Annotated in this window: 21 protein-coding genes; 3 read left to right on the top strand and 18 right to left on the bottom strand. The window is 69.4% G+C overall.

Annotated features, from left to right (window positions below):
- Positions 1–28: 28 nt before the first annotated feature.
- The 3 genes from CV755_RS05200 to CV755_RS05210 form a co-directional block, all read right to left on the bottom strand.
- Positions 29–2065 carry a glycoside hydrolase domain-containing protein gene (locus CV755_RS05200; RefSeq protein WP_109278943.1) on the bottom strand — a complete coding sequence of 679 codons (2037 nt, stop codon included), beginning with the start codon at positions 2063–2065 and terminating at the stop codon, positions 29–31.
- 85 nt (positions 2066–2150) lie between these two features.
- Complete coding sequence (locus tag CV755_RS05205) at positions 2151–3365, bottom strand: C40 family peptidase (protein ID WP_161968590.1); 1215 nt, start codon at positions 3363–3365, stop codon at positions 2151–2153.
- Positions 3366–3906: 541 nt separating this feature from the next.
- The gene (locus tag CV755_RS05210) at positions 3907–4203 is read right to left on the bottom strand and encodes a hypothetical protein (RefSeq protein WP_161968591.1); all 297 of its coding nucleotides are present in this window, start codon (positions 4201–4203) and stop codon (positions 3907–3909) included.
- A gap of 170 nt (positions 4204–4373) precedes the next feature.
- Here CV755_RS05210 and CV755_RS05215 point away from each other — a divergent pair, with 170 nt between their 5' ends.
- The gene (locus CV755_RS05215; protein WP_109279027.1) at positions 4374–5405 is read left to right on the top strand and encodes a helix-turn-helix transcriptional regulator; all 1032 of its coding nucleotides are present in this window, start codon (positions 4374–4376) and stop codon (positions 5403–5405) included.
- 118 nt (positions 5406–5523) lie between these two features.
- Here CV755_RS05215 and CV755_RS05220 read toward each other — a convergent pair whose 3' ends face one another.
- Positions 5524–7323: an ABC transporter permease/substrate binding protein gene (locus CV755_RS05220; protein WP_109278946.1), complete on the bottom strand. Its 1800-nt coding sequence runs from the start codon at positions 7321–7323 to the stop codon at positions 5524–5526.
- Positions 7323–8387: a quaternary amine ABC transporter ATP-binding protein gene (locus tag CV755_RS05225; RefSeq protein WP_109279028.1), complete on the bottom strand. Its 1065-nt coding sequence runs from the start codon at positions 8385–8387 to the stop codon at positions 7323–7325. Before CV755_RS05225 ends, CV755_RS05220 begins: the two co-directional genes overlap by 1 nt.
- Before the next feature lie 228 nt (positions 8388–8615).
- Here CV755_RS05225 and CV755_RS05230 point away from each other — a divergent pair, with 228 nt between their 5' ends.
- Positions 8616–9521, top strand: coding sequence for a 5'-3' exonuclease (locus tag CV755_RS05230; RefSeq protein WP_109279029.1), 906 nt, complete (start codon positions 8616–8618; stop codon positions 9519–9521).
- A gap of 45 nt (positions 9522–9566) precedes the next feature.
- Positions 9567–10424, top strand: coding sequence for a siderophore-interacting protein (locus CV755_RS05235; protein ID WP_109278947.1), 858 nt, complete (start codon positions 9567–9569; stop codon positions 10422–10424).
- A gap of 54 nt (positions 10425–10478) precedes the next feature.
- Here CV755_RS05235 and CV755_RS05240 read toward each other — a convergent pair whose 3' ends face one another.
- The 13 genes from CV755_RS05240 to pafA all read right to left on the bottom strand — a co-directional run bounded on the left by CV755_RS05240 (position 10479) and on the right by pafA (position 24079).
- A complete protein-coding gene (locus CV755_RS05240) occupies positions 10479–11252 on the bottom strand; it encodes an ABC transporter permease (protein WP_109278948.1) in 774 nt (257 codons plus the stop codon).
- Positions 11249–12250 (bottom strand): ATP-binding cassette domain-containing protein, encoded by a 1002-nt coding sequence (locus CV755_RS05245; RefSeq protein ID WP_109278949.1) that lies wholly within the window; start codon positions 12248–12250, stop codon positions 11249–11251. Before CV755_RS05245 ends, CV755_RS05240 begins: the two co-directional genes overlap by 4 nt.
- Positions 12251–12499: 249 nt before the next feature.
- A complete protein-coding gene (locus CV755_RS05250; protein WP_109278950.1) occupies positions 12500–13138 on the bottom strand; it encodes a PadR family transcriptional regulator in 639 nt (212 codons plus the stop codon).
- A 141-nt stretch (positions 13139–13279) separates the two neighbouring features.
- On the bottom strand, positions 13280–16087 hold the full coding sequence (locus CV755_RS05255) for a DEAD/DEAH box helicase (RefSeq protein WP_109278951.1): 2808 nt from the start codon (positions 16085–16087) through the stop codon (positions 13280–13282).
- Positions 16088–16201: 114 nt separating this feature from the next.
- Positions 16202–17101, bottom strand: coding sequence for a diacylglycerol kinase (locus tag CV755_RS05260; protein ID WP_109278952.1), 900 nt, complete (start codon positions 17099–17101; stop codon positions 16202–16204).
- A gap of 60 nt (positions 17102–17161) precedes the next feature.
- Positions 17162–18109 carry a twin-arginine translocase subunit TatC gene (tatC, locus tag CV755_RS05265; RefSeq protein ID WP_109278953.1) on the bottom strand — a complete coding sequence of 316 codons (948 nt, stop codon included), beginning with the start codon at positions 18107–18109 and terminating at the stop codon, positions 17162–17164.
- A gap of 358 nt (positions 18110–18467) precedes the next feature.
- Positions 18468–18674, bottom strand: a complete 207-nt coding sequence (locus CV755_RS05270) for a hypothetical protein (protein WP_109278954.1) — start codon at positions 18672–18674, stop codon at positions 18468–18470.
- 37 nt (positions 18675–18711) lie between these two features.
- Positions 18712–18951 carry a hypothetical protein gene (locus tag CV755_RS05275; RefSeq protein ID WP_109278955.1) on the bottom strand — a complete coding sequence of 80 codons (240 nt, stop codon included), beginning with the start codon at positions 18949–18951 and terminating at the stop codon, positions 18712–18714.
- Positions 18952–18960: 9 nt separating this feature from the next.
- Positions 18961–19923: a helix-turn-helix transcriptional regulator gene (locus CV755_RS05280; protein WP_109278956.1), complete on the bottom strand. Its 963-nt coding sequence runs from the start codon at positions 19921–19923 to the stop codon at positions 18961–18963.
- A 47-nt stretch (positions 19924–19970) separates the two neighbouring features.
- Entirely contained in the window at positions 19971–20984 is a 1014-nt protein-coding gene (locus CV755_RS05285; RefSeq protein ID WP_109278957.1) for a helix-turn-helix transcriptional regulator, read from the bottom strand.
- Positions 20985–21122: 138 nt separating this feature from the next.
- A complete protein-coding gene (locus tag CV755_RS05290) occupies positions 21123–21494 on the bottom strand; it encodes an FKBP-type peptidyl-prolyl cis-trans isomerase (protein ID WP_109278958.1) in 372 nt (123 codons plus the stop codon).
- A gap of 58 nt (positions 21495–21552) precedes the next feature.
- Positions 21553–22596 carry an FKBP-type peptidyl-prolyl cis-trans isomerase gene (locus CV755_RS05295; protein ID WP_109278959.1) on the bottom strand — a complete coding sequence of 348 codons (1044 nt, stop codon included), beginning with the start codon at positions 22594–22596 and terminating at the stop codon, positions 21553–21555.
- Positions 22597–22717: 121 nt separating this feature from the next.
- Positions 22718–24079, bottom strand: a complete 1362-nt coding sequence (pafA, locus tag CV755_RS05300) for a Pup--protein ligase (RefSeq protein ID WP_109278960.1) — start codon at positions 24077–24079, stop codon at positions 22718–22720.
- Positions 24080–24082: the final 3 nt, after the last annotated feature.

Genomic DNA, 24082 nt, shown 5'->3' on the forward strand with positions numbered 1-24082 from the left:
TCTTTGAGGGGTGGTGGGGTGGTGCGGACTACCAGCCGCCGTTGCCGATTTCGGTGCGGTCGCCGAGACCGCCCTTGCCGGTGCCGGGGTAGAAGTAGAGCTTTCCGGTCTGGCCCGGGTCGGACTCCACGGCCGCGAGGTCGCCTATGCCGTCACCGTTGAAGTCGGCACCCGCATAACCGGAGATACCGTTCCAGCCGCCATGACCGATCTCCACGCGGTCGCCGAGACCGTGGCCGGTGCCCGGGTAGAGGAAGAGCTTGCCGGTGGTGGTCTCGGTGGCGATCAGATCGTCCTTGCCATCGCCATTCATGTCACCGGGGCTGACCAGCTTGTTCATCTCGTTCCAGCCACCGTTGCCGATCTCGACCGGATCGCCAAGGGCATAGAGACCATTGCGGTTACCCCGGCCCGGGTACAGAAGCAGCTTGCCGGTGGCAATGTCCGTGGCACCGATGTCCTTCTTGCCATCACCGTTGAAGTCACCCGCGAACAGGTTCTTCAGACCGTTCCAGCCACCACGACCGATCTCGATACGGTCACCAACACCGTTGCCCGTCCCGGGGTACATAAACAGCTTCCCGGTGCTCTTCTCCGTGGCGATCAGGTCATCCTTGCCATCACCATCGAGATCAGTGGCGACGAGATCCTTCATCCCGTTCCAGCCACCATTGCCGATCTCCACACGATCACCGAGACGGCCATTGCCCTGCCCCGGATACATAAACAACTTCCCGGAGTTGACCTCAACCGCAACCAGGTCCTTCTTACCATCACCGTTGAAGTCACCCGCCGTCAGGCTCGTCATGCCGGGATCCATCGGGGCTGCCGGGCCGACATCGACATAGTTGCGGTCGATCTGGATGGTGGTGCCGCCGTAGGTTTCGTAACTCTCCCCCTCGTACTGGTGCACCCGCTGGTGGTTGGCCCAGTAGCTCGCCGGGAGGACTTCCTCGTCCGTGTCGGCCTGGTGGTTCCAGTCGGCCGTCCACATCACGTCCGGGCGTTGATAGGAGTCGGAGTTGTAGACCGAGGCGAGGTCACCGGCCCCACTGGCGGCGGAGGTGTACACACCCGAGCGGAAGCCCAGCGCCTGTACCCGCTGGGTCCACGCGGACAGGTAGGTCAGCACATTTGTCCGCAGGCCGCGGTCGTTGTAGTGCTCCATATCGGAATAGAGGACGGTGCCGGGAACGAATCCCAGATCCCTCGCCTGGTTCACCGCCGCCTCGGCGTCCGCCCGGCCCTGGTCTGCGGCGCCACTGCCGGAGCGGATGTTGGCCGGCCTGGGTGCGCCGTAGATGGGGAGCAGGTGCCAGCCGGCCCGACTCTGCTCGGCGACATAGGAGGCCGAGAGGTTGGGCTGATCGCACACTCGGGTGCCGCCGATGTAGACGCCCAGTCCACGGTACGGAGAGGCGGACCAGTCCCGCATCGCGGAGGAGGACGGGGCGGAGCAGGTGTCGAATGCCTTACCGGTGTAACCGGTGGAGGGGGTAGCCGAGGAGTCGGCCGCCAGTGAACGGCGGAACTTCTTGACCGGCTTGGGCGGTACTGCCATCGGCTTCGCGGACCGGCCGATGGTTGCCGAGCGGAGTATCTTCTCCACGGTCGCCGCGGAGCTTCCGTAGTTGGCTCTCGCGTAAAGGCCCGCGCCTTCGAAGGCCACCCGGATTTCATTGCCCTGGTCGGCAGTCAGCTTGCGGGGCACCGGCTTTCCGGCCGGTACGGTGACGGTCGGGGAGCCCACGCTCGCCGCGGCGCCCGAAAAGGGTTCCACGATCAGGGAGTCGGTCCTGTCACCGGTGATATGCGCAGGGCACTTCTGGTCGGCTCCGGGGTGGCCCAGGTAAACGGTGTGCTGGTCGAAGCGGACGCAAGTCTCCGGGTGCTTCGCCAGGTCAACGGCCTTCCACCCGCTGGGAATCCGGAGATTGAGGCCGTGGTAGGAGACCGCGCTCGTAGCGGTGGCGGCGGAAGCCTCCGGGGCGAGTTGCAGCGGGGTGGCCACAACCGCGGCCGAGGCTATGAGCGTGGCCAGGCGGTGAATGTGCTGAGAAGGCATGGGTCTCTCTCGAGAGGAAGACTTGGGAGGGTGGTGGCCGGGGCGGATCGGACGAGGGACGACCCGCCCCGGGACAACGCGCCTATTACCAGCCGCCGTTGCCGATTTCGGTGCGGTCACCGAGACCGCCCTTGCCGGTGCCGGGGTAGAAGTAGAGCTTTCCGGTCTGGCCCGGGTCGGACTCCACGGCGGCCAAGTCACCTATGCCGTCACCGTTGAAGTCGGCACCCGCATAACCGGAGATACCGTTCCAGCCGCCGTGGCCGATCTCGATACGGTCACCAAGCCCATGGCCCGTTCCGGGGTAGAGGAAGAGCTTGCCCGTGGTGGTCTCGGTGGCGATCAGATCGTCCTTGCCATCGCCATTCATGTCACCGGGGCTGACCAGCTTGTTCATCTCGTTCCAGCCACCGTTGCCGATCTCGACCGGATCACCAAGGGCATAGAGACCATTGCGGTTACCCCGGCCCGGATAGAGAAGCAGCTTCCCGGTGGCGATGTCCGTGGCACCGATGTCCTTCTTGCCATCACCGTTGAAGTCACCCGCGAACAGGTTCTTCAGACCGTTCCAGCCACCACGACCAATCTCGATACGGTCACCAACACCGTTGCCCGTACCGGGGTACATAAACAGCTTCCCGGTGCTCTTCTCCGTGGCGATCAGGTCATCCTTGCCATCACCATCGAGATCAGTGGCGACGAGATCCTTCATCCCGTTCCAGCCACCGTTGCCGATCTCCACACGATCACCGAGACGGCCGTTGCCCTGCCCCGGATACATAAACAGCTTCCCGGAGTTGACCTCAACCGCAACCAGGTCTTTCTTACCGTCACCGTTGAAGTCACCCGCCGTCAGGCTCGTCATGCCCGGGTCGTCAGGAGTGTCATCGACGATGGACATGTTGCGGATCGGGTAGTAACTGTCGGCGTCGTAGCCCGGGAGGTAGGCGTAGGGGAGCGTACGGTGATGCATACCGGTCCCGGAAAGTTCATAGCCGACATACGAGGTGTGCGCGTCGTTGGCCCACTTCTCAAAGAGCACGATGTGCCCGTAGTCGCCCGCCTTGGGGTTCAACAGCGCATCGCCGGGCAGGAGTTCCTCCTTGCTGATCCGCTTGGCGACAGAGCCGTCGAATTCGGGTGTGGTCAGTGAATCCCCAAGGTTCCAGGCCATGGAGACATAGCCGGAACAGTCCGTGCGATAGCCCTGGTACTTGGCTTGCTGGTTGTACGGCAGATCAGCGTCCACCCAGGTCTGGGCTCGCCTGAGCACCTCGCTGCGAGTGATGGCGGGGGCCATGTCGCCGGCTCCGGGAGCCACCCGGGCCAGGCCCTTGGGCAACTTGGAGACATGTCTGCCGGGGACGTGCATCCTCGGGCCCTGTCCGGGGTTGGCGTGTTTCTGGGCCGAAGGCTTGGCCGATGCCTTGTGCGTGGGTGCCGGAGTGGCCGCCATCGCGCTGGTCGCGAGCGTACCGCCCGCCAGAGCGCAGGCCAGGGCTATACCGATGGCGGACTTTCGCAGATACGTGTTACTGGGCACAGGAGTCTCCCGTTGAATGGCATGCTGACATGGCGAATTGGCCGTCGTGCCAGGAAGGAATGCGGTGATCGGCTCAGCAGGCGGTGGCCGCTTCAGACACAGGGCCGCTCGCGAGCCGGGAACATGGGGAAGGCGGCACGTCCGCTAGGACGGGGGGCGGAACATCTCCGGTCGTACCTCCAAGAGCGAAGTGCCAATGCCCGCGGCCTTGATGTGGCCGCGCCGACGCAGAACAGCTTGCGCCCTCGCCGGGCCTGGGAAAAGGGAATCCGGGTGGACCGAAGTGGCCTTGGACGGATCAGTCCAGCCAGCAGTGGTCCAGCAACGGCACCTGGGCGCTGAGCAGTTCCCAGCCGGCCAGCTCCGGGGATCGTTCAATGGCCCGCCGGCAGACCCCGGCCGCCCGCAGCTCTGCGGTCCTCAGCCGGTCCGCCCGGAGAAAGAGCCCGAGCACGGGGTGTGGTTCGGCGTGGGGGTGGGCCACCACATGCTCGACACCCTCCTCGGGGCGTGCGTGGGCCATTACCAATTCCCGTACACCGTTGGGGAGTTTTACGCCCATGGGTCCGCACAGGCTGATGTGCACGAGATACATGACAGCAACCCTCCCAGCAGAAGAACGGTTCCCGCCAGCCGTCGCGCTCAGAATGGTTCGTTCTGTAACCGTTTCCGCCGGAGTGAAGGAGTACCTTCCCCCCTCCTCTCATGGGCGTGCAATGATCGCGTAAGTTCCTGGCAAGATCAGACTCAACATGGGGGGTAGTGGTGCTGGAGACACTGGGACTTGATGCCACCTCGGAGCGCGTCTACCGAGGAATGCTGGCGATGCCCGGCGCGGGCGTGACCACTCTCGCCGAGTACCTGGGAATTGCGGAAGCCGATGTACGCCGCGGACTGGATGTGCTGAGCGAGCTCGCCCTGGTGCGGCCGTCGGGGGAACGACAGGGGCGACCCGACGCGGTCTCGCCGGACATCGGGCTGGGAATTCTGCTCCATCGCCGGCAGGCCCAACTTGCCACCGCGCAACAGCAACTTGAGGAGTCGCGCGCCGCAGCCGCCCGGCTTATCGCGGAGTTCTCGGAGCGGCGCCCGGACTCCACGGGCTTCACCGGAGAACAGCTGACCGGCATGGCCGCAATCATGGACCGGCTGGCCGAACTCAGACGCTCGGCCCGTACCGAGGTGCTGACCTTCTGCCCCAGTGAGACACAGCCCGAGGAGGAATTCGAGGCCATCCGTCCCTTCCATCAGGAGCTGCTGGAACGCGGTGTGCGCCTGCGCACCGTCTTCCTGGACAGCGTGCGTAACAGCGCGCCCTGTGTGGCGTATGCGCAGTGGCTCACCGGCCTGGGCGGCCAGGTGCGCACCGTACCCTCGCTGCCGACCCGCATGGTGGTCATCGATGCGACCACCGCGCTGCTTCCGGTCTCCGGCGAGGGAAGCGAGGAGAGCGAGGCGCGCTCGGTGGTGCTCACCGGCCAGGGCGTGCTCACCGCCCTGGAGGCGCTCTTCGACCGGATCTGGGACACCGGCCAGCCGCTGGGCGGTTCCTCCTGCCGCAACTCGCTGGGACTGACCGCTCAGGAGGCGGCCACCATCGGGCTGCTGGCCGAAGGCCGTACCGATGAGGCCATTGCCAAGCGGCTGGGCGTCTCGCAGCGCACCGCGCGGCGGATAGCCACCGGGCTGATGGAACGCCTGGGGGCCCGCAGCCGGTTCGAGGCCGGGGTGCTGGCGGTCCAGGCAGGCTGGCTGCCGTGGCGGGCCACGGACGCCACCGACACCCCGGCGGAGTGAGCGCCGCGCGGTACGGCGGTGCATACGGCACGGCCCTCCCCGGGATGGGAAGGGCCGTACGAGGCCGGGTACATGGCAAGCGCGGACCTTCGCGGCCGGCCGCGCCCCCAACCGAACGCTAGCTGGTCACCGGCGCCAGCTTGTCCATCAGACCCGGCCGGGCGTCCAGCCACTTGCGGGCGGACTCCTTCTCCTTGCCCTTGCCGCCCTGCTGGATGGCCGCCTCCAGCGAGGACAGCTCCTTCTCCGACATATGGAAGTTCTTCACCCACTGGGCGACCTGTGGGAAGTCCTTGCCGAAGTCCTTCTTGCCCACCGCGTGGATCTGCTCGCCCTTGCCCCAGGCGCCCTTGGGGTCCTTGAGCTTCTTCAGCGGGTAGGTGCCATAGGCCCAGTGCGGCGACCACAGGGTGGTGACGATGGGCTCCTTCTTGTCGATGGCCCGGTGCAGTTCGGCCAGCATGGTGGCGGTGGAGGAGGACACCACCTGGTACTCGCCGTCCAGGCCGTACTCCTTGAGCACTGTGCTGTTGAGCTTGCCCATCATTCCGGCGCTGGCCTCAATGCCGATGATCTTCCCGCCGAACTGGGCGCTCTTGCCCTTGAGATCGGCGAGCGAGTCGATGCCCTTGACATAGGAGGGCACCGACAGCTCCAGCGAGGTCGGCCCGTACCAGGCGCCCAGGTCGCTCAGCTGGGACCCGTAACGGTCCATGTACTGCTTGTGCGTGGTGGGCAGCCAGGAGTCGAACTGGACGTCCATCTGCCCCTGGGCCAGGGCGGTGTAGAGCGGACCGGGGTCCAGCTGCTTGACGTCCGGCTTGTAGCCGCGCTGCTCAAGGATGTTCTCCCAGAGGTAAGTGGAGGCCACCGCCTCGTCCCAGGGGAAGTAACCGAGCTTGATGTGCTTGCCATTGCCCACATTGGGGCCGGCGGCCACGCTCTCCCGGCCTCCGCCGCCGGCCAGGTGCATACCGCCCGCGACCAGGGCGAGCACCACGATGCCGACCGTGGCGACGGCGGTGCCGGGCCGGTAACGCAGCAGGTTCACCGGGCGGTTGGCGCCCGCCTTGGCGGTGGCGCGGCGGCCGCGCGGGGAGACCCGCTTGCCCAGGGCGCCGGTCATCCGGTCCAGGTACATGGCCAGGACCACCACGGCGACACCGCTCTCCACACCGCCGCCGATGTCCACCTGGGTGACGGCCGAGTAGACGGCCTCGCCCAGGCCGCCGGCGCCGGCCATGCCCGCGATGACCACCATGGAAAGCGCCAGCATAATCACCTGGTTGACGCCCGCCATGATGGTGGGCAGCGCCAGCGGCAGCTGGACCCGGGTGAGGGTGTCGCGCGGTGTGGTGCCGAACGCCCTTGCCGCCTCGACCAGTTCGCCATCGACCTGGCGGATGCCGAGTTCGGTCATCCGTACCCCGGGCGGCATGGCGAACACAATGGTGGCGATCAGGCCCGGAATGGGACCGATCTTGAAGAACATCACGCCGGGAATGAGATAGACGAAGGCGGGCATCGTCTGCATCACATCCAGCACCGGCCGCAGTGCCCCGCTCACCCGCCGGTCGCGGGCCGCCCAGATGCCCAGCGGCACCGCCAGCAGCAGGGTGATCAGGCTGGCCACCAGCACCAGGGAGAGGGTGGCGGTGGCCTGGTCCCACAGGCCGAAGGAGTCGATCAGGGCCAGCCCCGCGAAGGCGGCCACCGCGGCCGGCAGACCGCGCAGCCACCAGGCGATCACGGCCAGGATGCCGGCCATCAGCAGCGGCTGGGGGGCGCCCAGCACGGCGTGCACCGCGTCATAGGCGCCGGTCAGCACCGTGTTGACGGCGTCGAAGAGCCAGGAGAGATGGGCATTGAGCCAACCGACCGCGCTCTCCGCCCAGTTTCCGAGTTTGATCCTGGGCATCAGGCGGTCACCTCCGTGGTGGGCTGCTCTCCGAGGGCGGCCAGCAGCCGCTCCCGGGTGACGATTCCGGCGAGTTGGCCCCGTTCATCGGTGACGGCCACCGGCGCCGTGCTGTGCGCGAAGGGGGCGAAGAGCTCGGCCAGCGGGGTGCCGGAGGGCACGGTGGCGGCGTGCTCCCCGGCGGAGCCGCCCGGCCTTTCCGGATCCAGCCTTTCCGGATCCGGCTTTTCCATGATCGAGCCGGCGGTGAGCACCCGGGTGCGGTCCACATCCTGGATGAAGGAGGCCACATAGTCATTGGCGGGCCGGACCAGGATGTCCTCGGCGGTGCCGTTCTGGACGATCCGGCCGTCGCGCATCACCGCGATCCGGTCGCCCAGCCGCATGGCCTCATTGAGGTCATGGGTGATGAAGACAATGGTCTTCTTCAGCCGCTTCTGCAGGTCCAGCAGCTGATCCTGCATATCGCGGCGGATCAGCGGGTCCAGGGCGCTGAAGGACTCGTCCATCAGCAGCAGGTCGGCGTCGGTGGCCAGCGCGCGGGCCAGGCCGACGCGCTGCTGCATACCGCCGGAGAGCTCGTCCGGCCAGGAGCGCTCCCAGCCGCCCAGCCCGGTCAGCTCCAGTGCCTCGGCGGCCCGTTCCTCGCGTTCGGCGCGCGGCACCCCGCGTACCTCAAGGCCATAGGCGGCGTTCTCCAGCACGCTGCGGTGCGGGAACAGGGCGAAGTGCTGGAAGACCATGCTGATGTTCCGCGAGCGCACCTCGCGCAGTTCGCGCGGGGAGAGGGCGGTCAGGTCGCGGCCGTCGTAGAGCACGCGTCCGGCGGTGGGGTCCAGCAGCCCGTTGAGCATGCGCAGCAGGGTGGACTTGCCGGATCCGGACAGACCCATCACCACGAAGATCTCGCCGGCCCGGACCTCGAAGGAGGCGTCGATCACGGCGGCCGTGATGCCATCGGCACGCAGTTCCTCGCGGCCGGCGCCGTCACGCAGTCGCTGGACGGCGGCTTCGGGTCGTCTGCCGAACACCTTGTACAGATGCTCGGCTCTGAGCCTGGACACATACACCTCTCGGGTCGAACTCACTACGGCCCTCCCCCGGCGCGGGCCGTGGAGTGGCACGGCATCGGACCGCCATATCCGTTATGTCGGTCTTGGACACAACGGCTTCACTCCGGCACCGCGCCTGCCCAGGCTCATTCGGGGCAAACGGAACAGTGAGCCACTTCACACCCGGGCGTCCCGGTGTCAGTGGGGTGCGGCATCATCGACCCCGTGACCCGACGCCTGATGCTCCTCGACACCGCCTCCCTGTACTTCCGCGCCTATTTCGGGGTGCCCGAGTCCGTCAAGGCTCCGGACGGCACCCCGGTGAACGCGGTGCGCGGCCTGCTGGACTTCATCGCCCGCCTGGTCCAGGACCACCGCCCCGATGACCTGGTGGCCTGCATGGACGCCGACTGGCGCCCCCAGTGGCGAGTGGCGCTGATCCCCTCCTACAAGGCGCACCGGGTGGCCGAGGAGGTGGCGGACGAGGTGGACGAGGAGGAGGTCCCGGACACCCTCTCCCCCCAGGTCCCGGTGATCGAGCAGGTGCTGGACGCCATTGGCATCGCCCGGGTGGGCGCCGCGGGATACGAGGCCGACGATGTGATCGGCACCCTGGCGGTGCGCGCCACCGGCCCGGTGGATGTGGTCACCGGCGACCGCGACCTCTACCAGCTGGTGGACGACCGGCGCGGGGTGCGGGTGCTCTATCCGGTCAAGGGAGTCGGCACGCTGCAGGCGGTGGACGAGTCCTGGCTGAAGGAGAAGTACGGGGTGGACGGACCGGGGTACGCCGATCTGGCGCTGCTGCGCGGCGACCCCAGCGACGGCCTGCCGGGTGTGCCGGGGGTCGGCGAGAAGACCGCGGCCAAGCTGCTGGCCTCCTTCGGCGACCTGGCCGGGATCATGGCGGCGGTGGACGATCCGGCGGCACGGCTCACCCCGGCGCAGCGGCAGCGGCTGACCTCGGCCCGGTCGTATCTGACGGTGGCGCCCAAGGTGGTGCGGGTGGCCACGGATGTCCCGCTGGCCCCGTTCGACGCCGCCCTGCCGTCCGCGCCCCGCGATCCGGAGACCTTGGAGGCGCTGGCGGGCCGCTGGGGCCTGGGCGGCTCCCTGCAACGCCTGCTGTCCGCACTGCCGCAATAGATGTTAGGTTAGGCAGACCTAACTTATTTTCCTGGGGGAAGCGTCATGACCGAACGTCCTGAACGTCCCGTCCGCAGCAGCAAAAACCGGGTCACCCGGGCCCGTGTGGTACGTACCGAACGGCTGACCCCGCATATGACGCGGGTGGTGCTGGGCGGGGAGGAGCTGGCGGAGTTCGGGGCGGGGGTGCACACCGACCACTACGTCAAGCTGCTGTTCCCGGTGGCGGGGGTGGACTACCCCGAGCCCTTCGACATCGAGGCCGTCCGCCGGGACTTCCCGCGCGAGCAGTGGCCCCGGACCCGTACCTATACGGTGCGCTCCTTCGACCCTGAGGCGCGCGAACTGACCCTGGATTTCGTGGTCCATGGTGACCAGGGCCTGGCCGGCCCCTGGGCGGTACGGGCCCAGCCGGGCGAGGAGATCCTCTTCCTGGGTCCCGGCGGTGCCTACTCCCCCGATCCGGCCGCCGACTGGCACCTGCTGGCCGGCGACGAGAGCGCGCTGCCCGCCATCGCCGCCTCACTGGAGCGGATCGAGGAGGGTGCCATGGTCCATGCGTTTATCGAGGTCGCCGGTGAACAGGAGCGGCAGAAGCTGGAGTTGGCGCCCGGCATCGAGGTGGTCTGGCTGCACCGGGACGGCCGGCCGGTGGGCGAGGCCCTGACCCAGGCGGTACGGGCGCTGGAGTTCCCGCCCGGCGAGGTCCATGCCTTCGTCCATGGCGAGGCCGGTTTCGTCAAGGAACTGCGCCGCCATCTCCGCCTGGAACGCGGGGTTCCGCGAGAGCGGCTGTCCATCTCCGGCTACTGGCGCCGGGGCCATGACGAGGACGGCTGGCAGGCGTCCAAGCGGGAGTGGAACCAGCGGGTGGAGGCGGAGCAGGAGGGTTCCGCGGCTTAGAGTCCCCCCTGTAAGGGGCGCGGCGGGCGGCGCCGCCGCGCCCAACAGGCTTGGCTACACCGACCGCTGGTAGGAGCGGAAGGTCCGGGTGGACAGCCAGACCGCCACCACCGCCGCCAGCAGCAGCGCCCCGCCGCGGCCGAGCACCACGCCCCAGTCCGGGTCGGCGGACATCGCCGAACGGCCCGCGACCAGTGCCCAGTTGAGCGGGTTGAAGTCCGCGATATGCCGCATCCAGGACGGCATCAGCCCGGGCTTCATAAAGGCTGAGGACAGGAAGGTCAGCGGCAGCAGCAGAAAGCTGTTGATGCCGATGATGGACTCCCGCTGGCGCACCAGCATGCCCAGGGCGTTGGAGCCCGCCCCGATGAGGGTGCCCAGCAGCACCGAGGCGATCACCAGGATCGCCAGACCGCCCACTCCGCCGGGGTACGTGGCCCCGCCCGCCTTGCCGAGCAGCACAATCACCAGCGACTGCACCGCCGTGCTCAGCCCCTGCTGCACCACATTGGCGTTCATCAGCGCGCTGCGGCTGACCGGAGTGGTCAGAAAGCGGTTGAGCGTGCCGCGTTCGATCTCCTCCAGGGTGCCCATGCCCGCCCACATGGCGGTGGACAGAGCGCTCATGGCGACCACCCCGGGCACCAGGTAGTCCAGGTAACTGCCGCCGAAGCCGGGCAGTTCCACCACCTTGCGGAACAGCGCCCCGAAGAGGAACAGCCAGATCACCGGCTGGATCAGGGTGATCAGCAGGTAGGCGGGCTGGCGCACCATCGCCATCAGCTGACGCTGAGTCATATACCAGGTCTGACGCAGGGTCTCGCTCACCGGGCACCTCCGGCGAGCGCCGGGACGGAGTCCGCGTCGGCGAACCGGCGGCCCGCATGACGCAGATAGACGTCGTCCAGGGACGGACGGGCGACGGTGACCGAGGCGGCCCGGGCGCCCTCGCGTTGCAGTACGGCCAGTACGGCGGGCACCGCGACGCCTCCGTCGTCGGCCCGGGCGCTGAGCCGGCGGCCGTCGAGGGTGACCTCGCGGATCCCGGCGAACTCCCCCAGCGCGGTGGCCAGCAGACGCGCGTCCACCTCGCCCGGGGCCTCGTACAGCTCCACCTGGACGGTGTCGCCGCGCAGTTCGGCCTTGAGGCCGTCGGGGGTGCCGGTGGTGACCACCCGGCCGCGGTCCACGATGGCGATGCGTTCCGCCAGGCGGTCCGCCTCTTCCAGGTAGTGAGTGGTGAGCACGATGGTCAGCCCCTCGTCCCCGGCCAGCCGGCCGATCTCCTCCCACATGGCGGTGCGCGCCTCGGGGTCCAGCCCGGTGGTGGGCTCGTCCAGGAAGAGCACCTCGGGGCGGTGCACCAGGCCCAGCGCCACATCCAGCCGGCGCTGCATTCCACCGGAGTAGGTCTTCACCGGGCGGGCGGCGGCGTCCGCCAGCGCGAAGCGGTCCAGCAACTCCTGGACGCGGGCGGTCAGCCGGGCGCCGCGCAGACCGTACAGCCGCCCCTGGAGCAGCAGGTTCTCCCGGCCGGTGGCCACCGGGTCGGCGCCGGAGCGCTGGGCCACCACGCCAATGGCCCGCCGGACCCGGTCGGGGTGGCGCAGTACATCATGGCCGGCCACGGTGGCGGAGCCGGAGTCGGGCCGGGCCAGGGTGGTGAGGATCTTGACGGTGGTGGACTTTCCGGCGCCATTGGGGCCCAGCAGACCGAAGACGGTGCCGGGCCGCACGGTAAGGCTGAGCCCGTCCAGGGCGGTGACCTTGCCGGGATAGGTCTTGGTCAGTGCGCTCGCCTCGACGGCGGGCGGGGCTGTGCTCATCGGTGAGCAACCTCCGTGATCTGGGTGTTCGGTGCAGGCCGAACCGATCCACGGAAGGAAGCCGGGCTATTGTGGGTGTGCCGCACCTCGAGCGCCCGGCCTGCCTGACCGCAGGTCCGTTCGGGGTTATGGACCCCGGCGGGGCTGTTGGCGCAGCGCCGCCGGGGTTCGTCTTTTCCGGCCGGTGATGTCCCGGGTCAGCGATATCCGGGTCGGTGGTCTCCAGCCGGTGATGTCCGGTCGTGGTCTTTAGTCGGTGATGTCCTCCAGGTCCCGCAGGACGTCCGGGATCCTGCCGGTCTCGCTGATCTCGCGCCAGACCTCGGCGCCGCCGAGGGTGCCCCGGTCCAGTTCCTCCTGGAAGCCCTGGATCCAGGCAATTTCCGCCTCGATCATGTGCAGTTGGAACTCCAGCTCGATGAGCACCACTCTGGGCAGGGTGTCCGTGAGGCTGGTGAGGTCCGCGCGGATCGCGGCGGCCTGCGCCCGCCGGGTGGCCAGGCGCCGGCCGAGCAGCTCCCGGGCCTCGTCGATATGCAGGGCGGGCAGCAGCGAGAGGGCCGTCTCGAAGAGCGGGAACTCCCGCGCCGGGACGGCCACCAGCTCGGCCAGCCAGTCATGCATCTCCCGGCGCCCTTCGGCGGTGAGCGCATAGACCGTGCGCTCGGGGCGGTTGCCCTGCCGCTGGACCCCGGAGACCTCGATCAGGCCGTGCTTGCGCAGGCCATGGACGACGGTGGAGAGCGAACCGTAATTGATCTTGATGCTTTGCTCCTTGCCGCGTAGCCGCAGCAGGCGGGCGATCCCGTACTGGTGCATGGGCCGCTCCGCCAGGACGGTCAGCACAGCCAGCGCCAGGGGGTTGTTCACCTTGCGCTTGGCCACCATTACGATTCCTCGCTTCCATATACTCGTGGCCGAGCATATCGCGAGTACCATGCCGCGGTCCAGTACGCGTTATATCGCGTATCGGTAAAGAAAAAGGCCCGCCCCCCGGCAAGGGGGGGCGGGCTCTGCGGCAAGGGGCCGTCAGCCCACCGAGGAGTACGCCACCACTCCGCGCAGCAGACCGTCCACCGCCTTGCGGGCGCTGCGCGCCACCGTGCTGCCGGGCGGAGCGGCCGCCGCGATCTGGCCCAGTACGTCGATCAGTTGCTTGCACCAGCGGACGAAGTCACCGGCGGGCAGCTCCATTTCCCGGAGCACCTCGTCCAGGCTGCCGCCGGATGCCCAGCGGTGCGCGGCCCAGGCGAAGCCCAGGTCCGGCTCGCGCTGGCCGACGCCCTCGGCCTGGTTGATCTTGTGCTCCTCCTCCAGGGCGTCCAGCCGGCCCCAGATGCGCACCATCTCGGTCAGCGCCGAACGGGCCGGTCCGGAGGGCGCCTTGGGCGGCATGGCGTCGTCGGTCTGCCGGGACTCGTACACCAACGCCGAGGCACAGGCGGCCAGATCGGCCGGGCCCAGGCCCTCCCAGATGCCCTCGCGCAGGCACTCCGAGGCCAGCAGGTCCAACTCGCCATAGAGCCGGGCCAGTCGGTGACCATGCTCGGTCACCTCCTCGCCCCGCAGATAACCCAGATCGGTCAGCAAACGGCAGATCCGGTCGAAGGTGCGGGCGATGGTGTTGGTACGGCCCTCGATCCGCCGCTCCAACTGGCGGGTGTCCCGCTGCAGTCGGTGATAGCGCTCGGACCAGCGGGCGTGGTCCTCCCGCTCGTCACAGCCATGGCAGGGGTGCGCCCGCAGCTCGGCGCGCAGCCGGCTGATCTCGGTGTCGTCGGCGGCCGCCGCGCGGGAGCGGCGGTGCCGCTGGGGCACCAGATGACCGGCCTTGGTACGCAGCGCGGAGGCCAGATCCCGGCGCGACTGGGGGCTGCGCGGATTGAAGCTGCGCGGGATGCGCATCCGCTCCAGCGCCTCCACCGGAACCGGGAAGTCCATCGCGGCCAGCCGCTTGACCTGCCGCTCGGCGGTGAGCACCAGCGGCCGCGGACCGTCGAAGGAGTCATAGCCGCGGTGCCGGTCGCTGCGGCCGGGCAGGCCCGGATCCAGCACCAGCGCCAGACCGGCGTACTTGCCGGTGGGCACATGGATCACATCACCGGGCTTCAGCCGCTCCAGCGCCGCGGCCGCCTGCGCCCGGCGCTGGCTGGCGCCCTGCTTGGCCAGCTCGTTCTCGCGCTCCTTGAGTTCGCGGCGCAGCCGCATGTACTCCTCGAAGTCGCCCAGGTGACACTGGATCGCCTCGCGGTAGCCGGCCAGGCCCTCCTCGTTGCGCTGCACCTGGCGGGAGATGCCCACCACCGACTTGTCCGCCTGGAACTGGGCGAAGGAGGTCTCCAGCAGCTCCCGCGAGCGGTGCCGGCCGAACTGGGCGACCAGGTTGACCGCCATGTTGTACGAGGGCTTGAAGCTGGAGCGCAGCGGATAGGTACGGGTGCCCGCCAGGCCCGCCAGCGCCGCCGGGTCCATCCCGCGCTGCCAGAGCACCACCGCATGGCCCTCGACATCGATACCGCGCCGCCCGGCCCGTCCGGTCAGCTGGGTGTACTCGCCGGGGGTGATGTCGGCGTGGGTCTCGCCGTTCCACTTGACCAGCTTCTCCAGCACCACCGAACGAGCGGGCATATTGATGCCCAGCGCCAGGGTCTCGGTGGCGAACACCGCCTTGACCAGGCCCTGCACAAAGAGCTCCTCCACCACTTCCTTGAAGGTGGGCAGCATGCCCGCGTGGTGGGCGGCGATGCCCCGCTCCAGGCCCTCCAGCCACTCGAAGTAACCCAGGACATGCAGGTCTTCACGGGGGATGGACGCGGTGCGCTCCTCCACCAGGGCGCGCACCCGGTGGCGGGCGGCCTCGTCATTGAGCCGCAGGCCGGAGTAGAGGCACTGCTGGACGGCCGATTCACAGCCCGCCCGGCTGAAGATGAAGGTGATGGCGGGCAACAGGCCCTCGGCGTCCAGCCGTTCGATGACCTCCACCCGGCTGGGCGTCCAGATGCGGCTGCGCTGGCGGCGCTCCCGCTCCCGGTCGGCCTCGCGCAGACTGCCGCGCCGCCGGTCCCGGCCCAGCGGGCGGCTGTTCTCCAGCCGGGCCAGGCGCACCAGGTCCGGGTTGACCTCGCGCCGGGTGCCCTGGGCACCCTCCTTCTCCTCGAAGAGGTCGTACATCCGCCGGCCGGCCAGGACGTGCTGCCACAGCGGCACCGGGCGGTGCTCGGAGACGATCACCTGGGTGTCACCGCGCACGGTGTCCAGCCAGTCGCCGAACTCCTCGGCGTTGGAGACGGTGGCGGACAGGGAGACCAGGGTCACCGAGTCCGGGAGGTGGATGATGACCTCCTCCCAGACGGCGCCCCGGAAACGGTCGGAGAGGTAGTGCACCTCGTCCATCACCACATAGCCCAGCCCGGCCAGGACCTGGGAGCCGGCGTAGAGCATATTGCGCAGCACTTCGGTGGTCATCACCAGCACGGGGGCGTCCCCGTTGATGCTGTTGTCACCGGTGAGCAGGCCGACCCGGCCGGCCCCATAGCGGGCCACCAGGTCGTTGTACTTCTGGTTGGAGAGGGCCTTGATGGGGGTGGTGTAGAAGCATTTGCGGCCCTGGGTGAGGGCCAGGTGGACGGCGAACTCGCCCACGATGGTCTTGCCGGAGCCGGTCGGCGCGGCGACCAGCACTCCCTTGCCCGCCTCCAGCGCCTTGCAGGCCTCTATCTGGAAGGGGTCGAGCTCGAATTCGTACATCTCGCGGAACGGGGCCAGAGCGGTGGCCTGCTCCGCGGCGCGCTGCCGGGCCAGGGCATAGCGCTCAGCAGGGGACATGTCCTCGGTCATCTTGCTTACGAGCCTACCGGCGGGCTCTGACAAGCACCCGATCTTTATCGCCGCTCCCGGTCCTGACCGGGCTCGGGCCTTTGCGGGGCTCCCGTCGTCAGCGGGCTCCCGTCGTCAGCGGGCTCCCAGCACCCGCACCGCTCCCGGCACGGCTTCGGCGGTCAGCGGCAGCGGCCCCAGCGGCTCGCCGTCGGCGTAGCCGGTGACCGCCTCGGCGGCCAGGCTGACCCGGGCCGCCCGGTGCACGGTGACCTTGGGGTGGCCGAGATGGCTGCCCCGGTAGACCCGGGGGAAGACGGTCAGCAGGGTGCGGCGGTGGCAGGGACCGACCACGGTGATGTCGAAGAGCCCGTCGTCCAGCCGGGCGTCCGCGCAGATACGCATCCCGCCGCCGTAGCAGGAGCCGTTGCCCACCGCCACCAGGGTCGCCTCCAGTTCCTGCTCGGGCCCGTCGTCCAGCCGCATCCGGTAGCGGATGGGGCGCAGCGCGGCCAGTTCGGCCAGCAGTGCCAGGTCGTAGCGCAGCCGGCCGCGGGGGAAGCGCAGCCGGTTGCCGCGGTCGTTGACCCGGGAGTCCAGGCCGGAGGCCAGTACGGTGCCGAACCAGGTGCCGGAGCCGGTGACCAGGCCCAGGTCGCGCGGGCGTCCGCCGTCCTCCTTGAGCGAGGCGGCGATCAGCCGGGCGGCTGCCTCGCCGTCGCGTACCGGCAGGCCATTGGCGCGGGCGAAGTCGTTTCCGGTGCCCACCGCCACCACACCCAGCGGGGTGCCGGTGCCGGCCACGGCCTGCAGGGCCAGCGAGACCAGGCCGTCCCCGCCGACCGCGATCAGCGCGCCGGTGCCGGCCGCCACCGCCTCGCGGGCCCGGCGCAGCGCGTCGGGGGCGTCCATGCCCAGGACGGTACGGACCGAGTAGCCGGCCCGGCGCAGCACCCGGGCGGCGGGCAGCGCCGCGCGGGCGCCCCGGCCGCGGCCCGCCGTGGGATTGACGAAGAGCGTGAGATCGCTGGTCACCTGCGGACCTTATCGGCAGCCCGGCGATCCGCGGGCCGCGGGACCGGCGGGCGGGCCGGATCAGGTCACATCGTCATAGCCGCCGCGGTGGGCGGTGCGGTCCTCAGGGTGCTCGGGCAGCGCGGGCACCGGCTCGGCTTCGCCGATGGCCTGCGGGGTCAGGTCCAGCTGGGAGGCCTCGTCGTCGGACAGCCCGGCGTCCGGGTCGCGGCGCCGGCGGCGCTTGTCGTTGAGCAGGGCGATGCCGACCGCGATGAAGTAGAGCACCACCATCGGCCCGGCCAGGGCGAGCATGGAGAAGGCGTCGGCGGTGGGGGTGGCCACGGCCGAGAAGACCGTGACGCCCATGATCATGCCGCGCCACCAGCTGAGCATCCGGCGGCCGGTGAGCACCCCGCCGAAGTTGAGCATGATCAGCACCAGCGGCAGCTCGAAGGCCAGGCCGAAGACCACCACCAGGCGGACCACCAGGTCGATGACCTCGTCCAGCGGCAGCAGGTTGGTGACCCCGCCCGGGGTGAAGTCGATCAGCATCCGGGCCGCCTTGGGCAGGATGAGATACGCGAACCAGCCACCGGCGGCGAACAGCGGAACGCCGGCCGCCACAAAGCCCAGGGCGTACTTCTTCTCGTGCCGGTGCAGGCCGGGGGCGAGGAACGCCCACAGCTGGTAGAGCCAGATCGGGCTGGCCACCACCAGGCCGGACATCACCGAGACCTTCACCGCCAGCGAGAACGGCTTCATCAGGCCGGACATGGTGATGTTGCCGCAGGGCTTGTGGTCGCTCTTGTGGCTCAGCTGCGCCAGATCGACGTCACACTGCACCGCCTTCTGGATGGGGTGCTGGAAGAGCTGGATGATGTCCTTGTAGAAGAAGGCCGCGATGATGGCCACGACCACGATCGCGAAAACGGACTTCGCCAGCCGGTTGCGCAGCTCGCGAAGGTGCTCCACGAGCGGCATCCGCCCCTCGGGGTCCTTCTCCATCTTGCGGGCGGACTTCAGCAACCCACATCCCTATCTCGTGCGGCAGACGGTGACCGGGGACGGCCGTCTGATCGTCCTGGTCAGCCCTGCGGGGAACGGTCGGCGTTCTGGTGCACCGGGCGGGAGTTCACAGCGCCGGGAGCCGCCTTGATCGTACGTGGCGCGGGCCGCCCCGCGTCAGCGGGCGGGCCGCCGGCGGCGTCCCCGCCGTCCGGGCACGGGAGCCCGCGCGGGCCGAGCCGTCCGAACATAAGCGTGTACCTTCTCACCGAAGCGCAGGGAGGGTGCGATCGTAACGCGCGGTGGTGAACGCCTGGCAATGCCTTGACGTACACCGGGTTCCGCCCGCCCGGTCCAGGGTAACCGGCGGGCGCGGTGATCACTCCTGACGCAGGGTGCGGGCGGCCCGGGCGGCCAGCGGGGTGGCGGCCCGTTCCAGTTCCTCGGTGGCGCGGGTGATCCGCCGCGAGCTGACATCGATCTCCCGGGCCAGTCGGCGCACCTGGACCAGCACACGGGCGGTGAGCACGCCGAGCGCGGCGATCCCGCAGAAGCCGAGGGCGATGGCGGTCATGGGCCAGAACATGCGGTGAAACCTATCGGTGGCCGGGGCGGGGGTGTGATCAGGCGGTGGAGTGCAGCCGCAGGGTGCGCACCCCGCCGCCGGTGAGCAGTTCGACAATGCGCTCACCGGCCGGTTTGCGCACCGCCGAGCCGCAGTCGGGGCAGGTGAAGGAGTAGAAGGTGGTGCGGCTGCTGGCGCCGATGGCCAGCCGCAGCGCCCCCGCGTGCAGTTCGAAGCGGCCCCGGCAGTCGGGGCAGGCGGCCTTGAAGACGGCGGTGGCGGTGGCGGTCGCGTCCATGGCCGGCCCTCACTCCCCGTACGCGGCCAGGGCCGCCCGGGCCGCCTCCCGGGCGCTGTCGGCCAGGTCCGGCGGGGAGACGATCCGGCCGTCCGGGCCCAGGCGCAGCGCCAGCCGGCGCAGCGAGGCCGGGTCGGGGGTGCGCAGGGTGATGCGCAGGCCGCCGTCGGGCAGTTCCTCGGCGCTGTCATGGGGGTAGTACTCGGCCACCCAGCGGCCGCCCGGTCCGACCTCGATGATCACCTCGGGGTCCTCGGCGGCGGGCTGCACCAGCCCGGCGGACAGATCGCGCAGTTCGACCGGCGGCGGGTCGGCGGGCTCGTCCAGCAGCCGGATCTCGGCCACCCGGTCCAGGCGGAAGGTGCGCCGGGCCTCGGAGAGACGGCACCAGGCCTCCATATAGGTGTGGCCCACGGCGAAGAGCCGGATGGGGTCCACCTCGCGCTCGGTGAGCTCGTCCCGGGCGGGCGAGTAGTAGCGCAGCCACAGCCGGCGGCGCTCGGAGATGGCCCGGTCCACATCGGCGAAGACTCCGCCTTCGGACTCGAAGCTCACCGAGAGCCGGGAGCTGGCCCCGGCGGCCTCGCCGGCCGCGGCCTCGATCTTGGCGGTGGCCCGCAGCAGGGCCTGGCGGTCGCTCTCCCGGAGACCCGGCAGGGTGGCCACGGCGCGGGCGGCCACCAGCAGGGCGGTGGCCTCGTCGGCGGCCAGCCGCAGCGGCTCGCCGGTGCTGGTGCCGGAGGCGTCCGGGTTGTGCCACCAGATGCGGTCGCCGTCGGTGTCGATGTCCAGCAGATCGCCGCCGCGGAAGCTGGTGCCGCACATGGGCAGTACGTCCAGGTCGCCGATCAGCTCGTCCTCGGTGATACCGAAGGCACGCGCCACATCGGCCACCCGGGCCCCGGGACGCTCGCGAAGATAGGTGACCAGGGACAGCATCCGGCGGGTCTGGTCAATGGCGTTTCCGGCCATATGAAGTGGGTTCCGTTCCCTTCCCGTGGGAGTCCTGTGGAGCCTGCTCAGCCCTTGGCCACGGCACGCAGCCGCTCGACGACCTCGGCGCGCAGTTCGGCCGGTTCCAGCACCACCACATCCGGGCCGAACTCCACCAGCCAGGCGTCCAGCCCATGGCCGTAGGGGATTTCCAGTTCGTCCCAGCCCTCGCCCAGCTCGCGCACCTTCAGCGCGCGGGCGCGCAGCGGATAGCCGTGGCCGGCCCGTACCTTGATGCGGGCGGTGCCGGTGGCGGTCTCGCCCGCCCAGCTCTCCACCGTCTCGCGCACCGTGACATGGTCGGGGACCGGGGCGGTGAAGGGCAGCGAGCGGGAGCGGACCTTGCCGGTGATCCGGGAGAGGCGGAAGACCCGCTCGGCCTGCCGGTCGCGGTCCCAGCCGGCCAGATACCAGTGGCCGCGCCAGCACTCCAGGGTCCAGGGCTCGACCTGGCGCTGTTCCGGGCGGGCGGCGTTGGCCTTGCGGTACTCGAAGACCACCGGGCGGCGGTCACGGGCGGCCAGCATCAGCGGCTCGAAGGCGGCCTCGTGCACCGGGATACGGGGCTCCAGGGCGCTCTGGGTCCCGTACGGGTCCTCGGCCGGCGGCATTCCGGCGGCGGCCAGCTTCTGCAGCGCCCCGTTGGCGGCGGCGGCCAGCCGGGCCTGCTGCCAGACCTTGGCGGCCAGCCCCAGGGCGGCGGCCTCCGCCACATCCAGGGTGATGGGGGGCAGCCGGTTGCTGTCGCGGCGGGCGAGGTAGCCGGTCTCGCCGTCCACACCCTCCACGGTCTCGATGATCAGGCCGAGTTCGCGGAGGTCTTCCTTGTCCCGCTCGAACATGCGGTTGAAGGCGTCGTCGCTGCCCTGAGTGGTCACGCCGGACCCATTGACCGAGCCGAACGCCGCGCCGCTTCCCGGCCCGAAGGCCTCGATGTATGCCTCGATGGAGCCGCGCAGCTCCCGCTTGCTCAGCGGACGGCGCGTCCCCAGCAGGCACAGCGCCAGATTCATCAGCCGCTCGGCCTTGGCAATCGCCATCGACGCCCTCTCGCCCCGTCCTGGTGTTGTTTCAACCGATGACCGTACCGTCCGCAGCGCGCACGGCAAAAGCCGAGGGCCCGCGCAACTGCGCGGGCCCTCGGCTCCGGGATGCGGACCCCGGAAGGGGTACGGACCTCAGACGCCCATCAGGTCACAGACGAAGATCAGCGTCTCGCCGGGGGCGATGGCGTTGCCCGCGCCCCGGTCGCCGTAGGCGAGGTGGGCCGGGATGGTCAGCTTGCGCCGGCCGCCGACCTTCATGCCCTGGATGCCGCGGTCCCAGCCCTCGATGACCTGGCCGGCGCCCAGCTTGAACTCCAGCGGACGGCCCCGGTTCCAGCTGGCGTCGAACTCCTCGCCGGTGGAGAAGGCCACGCCCACGTAGTGGACCTTGACGAAGTCTCCGGCCTTGGCGACCGGGCCGTCGCCCTCCCAGATCTCGACGATCTCCAGGTCGGTCGGAACCGGACCCTCCGGGAAGTCGATCTCCGGCTTCTCGATGTTCACCTAAGTGCTCCTAGGAACGGGTGCTGCGGATAACCGTGCAAGTTTCGCAGATGACCGGTCAGACCTTGCCCACGATGTCCACCACAAAGACCAGGGTGGCTCCCTTGGGGATGCCGCTGGTCTGCGGGGGGTTGTCGCCATAGGCCAGATTGGCCGGGATCACCAGCTCCACCCGGTCCCCCACATGCTTGCCGACCAGCCCCTTGTCCCAGCCGGGGATCACCGCGCCCACCCCGATCTGGAAGGCGGTGGCGCCGGGCGGGGAGTGGTCCCAGGTGGAGTCGAACTTCTTGCCGTCGTCCCACTTGACCCCGGTGTACTGGGCGATCAGCCCGTCCCCGGTCTTGACCTCGGGGCCGCTGCCCTTGATCAGCAGCTGCTGCTTCAGATCGGCCGGCGGCTTCTCCCCCTTGGGAATGGTGATCTCCGCGGGCTTGTGGGACTCCACCATGACCTGCGGCAGACCCGCCTGGGGCGGCTGCGGCTGCCCGGAAGCCTCCGCCTTGGGGTCCACCTGCTGGGCCCCGACCACATCCAGGACCCACAGCAGACCGTCCTCGGGGTTCAGCTGGCTCTGCCCGGCCTGGTCGCCGAGCATCGACTTCACCGTGCCCTCGACCCGTACCCGGGAGCCCACCCGCTGCCCCTGCAGCGCGTCGATCACCTTGGGCGGCACCAGCTGGCCGGCCGGCAGCCCCAGCTGCTGCACCGCCTGGCGGCGCACCCCATTGCCCACCTGGGACTGCTGCGCCCAGGAACCGTCGAAGGTCTTGCCGTCCTTGAGCGTCTCGGCGGCATAGTCGGCCCGGACGAAGGCGCCCTTGGCCACCCTGGGCCCATTGCCCTGGGACACCACCGACACCGTCAGACTGTCCTTGGCCTTGGCGCCCTTGGAGGAGGAGATCACCGGCTTCTCGCCGAACTTGCCCTCCACGGTGACCTTTCCGGACCCCTCGTCGGAGCCACAGGCCGCGGCGGTGAACAGCAGCAGCGGGACGGCCAGCGCGGTGACCCGCCGGCGAATCCGCCGGGCATTCCGCGGATTCGGATTCTTCGGACAGGAAGGAAGACGGGGGATATGCACCCCGGAGAATCGCAGCATCGGTCCAACTCGGGCTAGGGGGTGGCTGAACAGTGGCCGCCACTCTATGACCTGAGTCGCTCCGGATTGCCGCGTTCGACACGGAGATACGCCGGATCCGACGAACCCGGCGCACACCCCGTCACATTCCGGCGATCAGCTTTTCCACCCGGTCGTCAACCGACCGGAAGGGGTCCTTGCACAAAACGGTGCGCTGCGCCTGGTCGTTGAGCTTGAGATGCACCCAGTCGACGGTGAAGTCCCGCCGCTGTTCCTGGGCCCGCCGGATGAAATCCCCGCGCAGCCGGGCCCGGGTGGTCTGCGGCGGCACCGACTTGCCCTCGAAGATCTTCAGGTCATTGCACACCCGGGCCGCCTGGCCGCGCCGTTCCAGCAGGTAGTACAGGCCGCGGCGGCGGTGGATGTCATGGTAGGCCAGGTCTATCTGGGCCACCCGGGGGTGCGACATGGTGATGTTGTTCTTCGCCCGGTAGCGCTCGATGAGCTGATACTTCATCACCCAGTCGATCTCGGTGGCAATACGGTCCAGGTCCTCCTCCCGCACCGCCTCCAGGGAGCGCCCCCACAGCTCCAGCACCCGCTCCACGGTGCCGGTGCGGATGCCGCGGCGCTCGCAGAAGTCCACGGCCTTCTCGTAGTACTCCTGCTGGATCTCCAGCGCGGAGGCCTCCCGCCCGCTGGCCAGCCGCACCTTGCGCCGGCCCGTTATGTCATGGCTGACCTCGCGGATGGCGCGGATGGGGTTCTCCAGGGTCAGGTCCCGCATCACGGTGCCGGCTTCGATCATGCGCAGCACCAGGTCGGTGGAGCCCACCTTGAGCAGGGTGGTGGTCTCGGACATATTGGAGTCACCGACGATCACATGCAGCCGCCGGTAGCGCTCGGCATCCGCGTGCGGCTCGTCCCGGGTGTTGATGATCGGACGCGAGCGGGTGGTCGCCGAGCTGACGCCCTCCCAGATGTGCTCGGCGCGCTGGCTGACGCAGTAGACGGCGCCGCGCGGGGTCTGCAGCACCTTGCCCGCCCCGCACAGCAGCTGCCGGGTGACCAGGAAGGGAATGAGGATGTCCGCCAGCCGGGAGAACTCCCCATGTCTGGCCACCAGATAGTTCTCATGGCAGCCGTAGGAGTTCCCGGCCGAATCGGTGTTGTTCTTGAACAGATAGACGTCGCCCGCGATCCCCTCCTCGTGCAGGCGGCGTTCGGCATCGACGAGCAGGCCCTCGAGAATGCGCTCCCCCGCCTTGTCATGGGTGACCAGCTCGATCACGTTGTCGCACTCCGGAGTTGCGTATTCCGGGTGCGAGCCCACATCGAGGTAGAGCCGGGCGCCGTTGCGCAGGAAGACATTGCTGCTGCGCCCCCAGGAAACGACTCGGCGGAAGAGGTAGCGCGCCACTTCGTCAGGGGACAGCCGGCGCTGTCCCCTGAAGGTGCATGTGACGCCGTACTCGTTCTCCAGCCCGAAAATGCGGCGGTCCATGCC

Origin of the sequence: Streptomyces orinoci (assembly GCF_003121295.1) — a bacterium.
In the GTDB taxonomy this organism is placed as follows: Bacteria; Actinomycetota; Actinomycetes; order Streptomycetales; family Streptomycetaceae; genus Streptomyces; species Streptomyces orinoci.